Raw genomic sequence first — 5,451 nt, 5'->3', positions numbered from 1 at the left:
TTCCCAGTCTTCATCGTCTAGGTCGTCTTCGTCGTCGTAGTCTTCCCAGTCTTCATCGTCTAGGTCGTCTTCGTCGTCGTAGTCTTCCCAGTCTTCATCATCTAGGTCATCATCTGATATTTCAAGATCATCATCAATTGAATTATCATCGAAATCATCAGTCATGGAATAATCATCGATGTCGCTTGATGCAAAACTAACACCAGCACATGTTATAAGAAGTGCAAAAAGAATAAAAATTGCAAATATTCTATTTTTATTCATATTTTCACCTCAAATAATTGTAAATTAAACTTTACAATTATTGTAGTTATATTTAATGGTTGTCATATATAAATGTTAACAAAAAAAGAAGGATTATTGGTAAAATCCTATAATCGAATAAATAAGTAAATTACAAATATAATAAAAGTCACCCATACTAATGGAGTCAATTCTTTATATTTGCCTAATGCAATGGTTGTGATGACATATGTGTTAAAGCCAAATGCAATACCCAGAGAAATTGAATTCGTAAATGTCATCATGATTATTGTTATGAATACAGATGAAAGGATTGAAATGTTATCCCAGTCAATGTCTTTTATTTCAGAAAACATTATTATACCTACTATGACTAATGCGGCAGCTGTAACTGATGAAGTGAATAATGATAATACTGTAGGTGACATAAAGACTGAAAAGATAAATAGAATTCCGGTTACAATTGCAGTAATGCCTGTTCTTCCACCAAGCTCAATACCTGTTGCATTTTCAACATAAGCAGATACGGTACTTGAACCAAAAACAGCACCAATGATACCTCCAATTGCATCACCTAAAAATGCCCTGTTAATTCCTTCGGTTGTTCCGTCTTCGTTTTCATATCCGCATTGCTTTGCAAGTGGAATTAAAGTTCCTGTTGTATCAAAAAATACAACGAAGAGTAATGAGAACAATATTATTGCACATCTTGGAATGTTTTCAAAGAGTTCTCCAAATCCCTGCACGAATCCTCCAAAAACACTGAAATCCAAATTAAATGAGATGAATGTTTTTGGAATAGTTGGAAGAGCCACATCAGGGACAGTAAAACCGATTAATGTAAATATTACTCCAATGAATGCTGTTATAAGCAAACCTAAAAAAACTGCGAAAGGGACTTTTTTTATGAATAGAATTAATGTGATTATAATACCTATTGTTGCAAGAAATACAGGTGGAGATGAAATATTACCTAATGAAACAATGTTCATGGGATTAGATACAATAATTCCTGCATTTACAACTCCTAGAAAAGCCAGGAAAAATCCAATTCCTGCTCCGATAGCTAATTTCAAGTCCTTTGGAAATTCATTTAATATTGCTTCCCTTAATCCGCTGACAGTGATAATTAAAAATAGTATGCTTGATAAAAATACTGCAGCAAGTGCCGCTTTCCAGGATAAACCCATATCAAGAACTATAGTGTAGGTAAATAGTGCATTTAATCCCATTCCAGGAGCAACAGCCACAGGATAATTAGATAAAAGACCCATTATTATAGACGCAATACCTGAAGCCAAAGCAGTTGCTATAAATACACTTTCAATAGGCATTCCTGTTTTAGATAACATTCCCGGATTTACACCTAAAATATAGGACATTGCCATAAATGTTGTTATCCCGGCAAGAATTTCAGTTTTAATATCCGTGTTATATTTTTCCATCTTAAATAACTTATTTAACATATTGCCTCTATATACAAAATTAATGTAGTTTTAGTCATTACACTATTATAATATTTGACTCAATATTATATATATTTTAAACAATATGTTTCAACAAACATCACATCACTCATGTTAATTATTAGAAACATGATATTGCCCTCAAACAACACAGATTAGTGATATTAAAAACCAGATAATCCTCTATGATTGAATTGAAAATGATTAAAAAGCACAAATTTATAGTATAAAAAACCACAAAAATATAGTATAAAAAAGCACAAATTTATAGTATAAAAAACCACAAAAATATAGTATAAAAAAGCACAAATTTATAGTATAAAAAAGCACAAATTTATAGTATAAAAAAGCACAAAAATATAGTTTAATGAGGTAGACAAAACATGCCAGAATTATATTATAAAAGAATAATTGATGAAACAATTGAAAAAAGACTTAAAATGGTGGGTGCAATTGTTATTGAAGGTCCAAAATGGTGTGGAAAAACAACAACTGCAAAACAGCATGCCAAAAGCATTTTACAATTACAGGACCCAGACAATAGGCAGAACTATTTAGAATTAGCTGAAATAATGCCTTCAAAATTATTAGAAGGTGAAAAACCTCGATTAATTGACGAATGGCAGGTCGCACCAATATTGTGGGATGCTGTGAGAACAAAAATAGACAATACTCCTGGATACGGACAATTTATTCTAACAGGCTCAACAAGCATTAACAATGATGAAATTATGCATACTGGAACCGGAAGAATAAACAGAATGACAATGCTTCCTATGAGTCTATATGAAAGCAAGGAATCTAACGGTAAAATATCCATTTTAGAATTATTCAAAAATCCCGATATGGATATTGATGGAATTGAATCAGATTTAACAATTGAAGATTTGGCATTTGCAACGTGTAGAGGAGGATGGCCAGAAAGCATCATACAAACAGATAGAGAAGCACAATTGTTTGTTGCTGAAAATTATGTGGATAATATTTGTAAATCAGATATATCTACTGTTGATAGAGTTAAAAGAGATCCAAACCGAGCTAAAAAAATATTAAGGTCATATGCGCGAAACAATTCCACAGAAGCAACAAAACAAACCATTTTAAAAGATGTTAGAGGAAATTATCCCGACATGGCTTACTCCACATTGGATGATTACCTAAAAGCATTATCCCAATTATTTGTCACAGTTAATATTCCTGCTTGGAATCCGAATATAAGGTCAAAATCGGCAATAAAATCCACCGATAAACGAGAATTTATTGATCCATCAATAGCAACAGCTCTGTTAAATTTAGACCCTAATGGATTACTGTTCGACCTAGATACTTTTGGACATATATTTGAAAACTTATGCATGAGAGATTTATCCGCATACACTTTATCCATGGGAGGGCAAGTATTCTACTATAGGGATCGTTACGGCTTGGAATGTGATTGTGTATTAACTTTAAAAAATGAAGATTATGCATTAATAGAATTTAAATTAGGAAGTACAAAAATCGAAAAAGGAGCAAAAAACTTATTAAAATTAGATAGCCTCATTAAAAAGAAAATTTCAGAAACTGATTTATATATCAAAGAGCCAAAATTTTTAGCAGTAATAACCGGAGGAAAATTTGCAAAAACAAGGAAAGATGGAGTGAAAGTCATTCCAATAGGCTGTTTAAAATAAGAAAATACTGGAACTTAATTATATTATGTAACATTCAATATATTATTATTATATTTCTCAACCGGCATAATTAATTAGTTTTATATAAATTAGTTTACAAAACATTAGTTAATGTTTAGTTTTGTATCCACTTTTTTAATAGCAGTTGCTCTTGCAATGGATGCATTTAGTGTATCTATGACAAAAGGTTTTACCCAAAAGAATCTTACAAACTCACAGATTTTATATTATGGTCTGTTTTTTGGGGGTTTTCAGGCAGCAATGCCTATTTTAGGATACCTTTGCGGCAATATAATTGCATCTGTGGTAACCTCACTTGCTCCGATAATCGGATTTATACTGCTTCTTGCAATCGGATTGAATATGATTCGTGAAAGCCTGTCATCTGATGATGAGGAAATAACAGACAATTTTTCATTCAAGGAAGTGACATTGCTTGCAGTTGCCACAAGTATTGATGCTTTTGCAGTTGGAATAACCATTGCACTTTTAAATGATCCTATTTTAATATCATCTGCGATTATAGGTATCGTTGCATTTGCATTCAGTATAGCAGGTATTTTCATCGGCAAAAAGATAGGAAACTATGTAGGTGACAAATTCCAGATTCTTGGTGGTGTGATTCTAATATTAATTGGAATTAAAATATTGTTAGGTTTTTAAAAAAAATAAGTTAAATCACCGGCGTAAGCCAGTGAAGTTTTAAATTCAACGTTTTGAGTATCTGAGTGCTCTGACAATATGATACGAAATGAATGCAATAAATCCAATGATTACAACAATGATTTTTAAATTGAACATTGAGAATTGATAGTCAACAAAACTTGCATTGCCTATATTTGTATGGCCTGCTGAAGTGTCTTTGGTGAATGTTACATTGCCCATATGAGTATATTTAGGAGCAATAGGAATATCTTCTGCTTTAAAGTATTTTCCTGTGAAATTTACATTGTCGCTTAAACCGCCTGTACTCATGCCCCACATTGATCCGTCATCATTTGAGATATATGCATCGGTTACATTTGTAGTTTCATTTACACACTGGAAGTTGAATGTAGTTACGTCTCTTCTTGTAAGTCCAAAACCGTCAGAGATTGCAAGATTAGCCATTGCTGCAACTTTATCGCTTGTGTTAAGGGCAATATTACCTGTTCTCATGAAACCTATTTTATTTGGAAGTGAAATGTATTCACCTGGGCCTAATTTACCTGTTTGATGGCCTGTTGCAGTTGCAATACCATAAGTTCCGTTAGGTGCTTTCATTACCAGGTGACCTAATCCATAGGCTGCTTTGATACTTTGAACCTGTGCAAGACCGTTTTCAAATGCGGTAGTATTATTGGTCATCATTGATCCTGTGATGTTTTCAATTCTTTCATTGTCTACACCGTCGTCTATTCCACCATATCCGATTACCCAACCGTCATTAGTTATAATAACCTGGCAGAAATAACCTGCATCAGTCTTATATTGTTTAACTGCTTGTTTTCCATGCCAATCATCAACTTTTTCTATGAATATTTCAGCAGCATTTCCTGCATCTCTTCTGAATGCGAACATACTGTTGTTTCCTTCAAGCTGCAATGCTACAGAGCAGCATCCTGTCAATTCGGAATCGTCATATTCTTCTAAAATGCTTTGAATGTCATGTGTATCATGAGTAGTTGCATTTGCACTTACGCCTATTATTGATACAAACAGCAATATAAAACTGAATATCAATACTTTCTTTTTTATATTCACAAGTGAACCTCGTTATTTTTTAATTTATACAAAAAAACTATTATGACTTTATTTTTATACAATATACTATTTATACTATTCCAATATTCATATGAATTCAACAGATAATCTTATTTTAAAGAAATTTTGGCTTTGTAGAAATCCTATTTGATTTTTGCAAAAATTTTTTAAAAATTTATTTTTATTTCTATTTTTACTTATAATCTATTAAAATTGTCTAATTATTCTGTATTAAGATTTACACTTGAAATTTCACATCGATTAGAAAAAATAAGCAATATATAATTATATATAGCAAAATGGAGAATAAATATTAATATGAAACG

General features: G+C 31.8%; 5 protein-coding genes. 2 read left to right on the top strand and 3 right to left on the bottom strand.

Features of this window, described 5'->3' with window-relative positions; translation table 11 throughout:
• On the bottom strand, positions 1 to 264 hold a 264-nt coding region (locus QZU75_RS02920), incomplete at its 3' end, for a hypothetical protein (protein WP_296881454.1).
• A 107-nt stretch (positions 265 to 371) separates the two neighbouring features.
• Entirely contained in the window at positions 372 to 1,709 is a 1,338-nt protein-coding gene (locus QZU75_RS02915; protein WP_296881453.1) for an NCS2 family permease, read from the bottom strand.
• Positions 1,710 to 2,092: 383 nt separating this feature from the next.
• On the opposite strand from QZU75_RS02915, the gene QZU75_RS02910 reads away from it, so the two are divergent.
• Both QZU75_RS02910 and QZU75_RS02905 read left to right on the top strand, forming a co-directional pair.
• A complete protein-coding gene (locus tag QZU75_RS02910) occupies positions 2,093 to 3,382 on the top strand; it encodes an ATP-binding protein (RefSeq protein ID WP_296881452.1) in 1,290 nt (429 codons plus the stop codon).
• Positions 3,383 to 3,493: 111 nt separating this feature from the next.
• Entirely contained in the window at positions 3,494 to 4,045 is a 552-nt protein-coding gene (locus tag QZU75_RS02905) for a manganese efflux pump MntP family protein (protein WP_296881451.1), read from the top strand.
• Between the two features lie 45 nt (positions 4,046 to 4,090).
• Here the strand turns inward: QZU75_RS02905 and QZU75_RS02900 are convergent, their stop codons facing one another.
• On the bottom strand, positions 4,091 to 5,125 hold the full coding sequence (locus tag QZU75_RS02900; protein ID WP_296881450.1) for a hypothetical protein: 1,035 nt from the start codon (positions 5,123 to 5,125) through the stop codon (positions 4,091 to 4,093).
• Positions 5,126 to 5,451 lie beyond the last annotated feature (326 nt).

It is taken from the genome of uncultured Methanobrevibacter sp., from assembly GCF_902764455.1.
In the GTDB taxonomy this organism is placed as follows: Archaea; Methanobacteriota; Methanobacteria; order Methanobacteriales; family Methanobacteriaceae; genus Methanocatella.
Note: the sequence above shows the minus strand (reverse complement) of the source record. Positions and strands in the feature narration are given on the sequence as shown.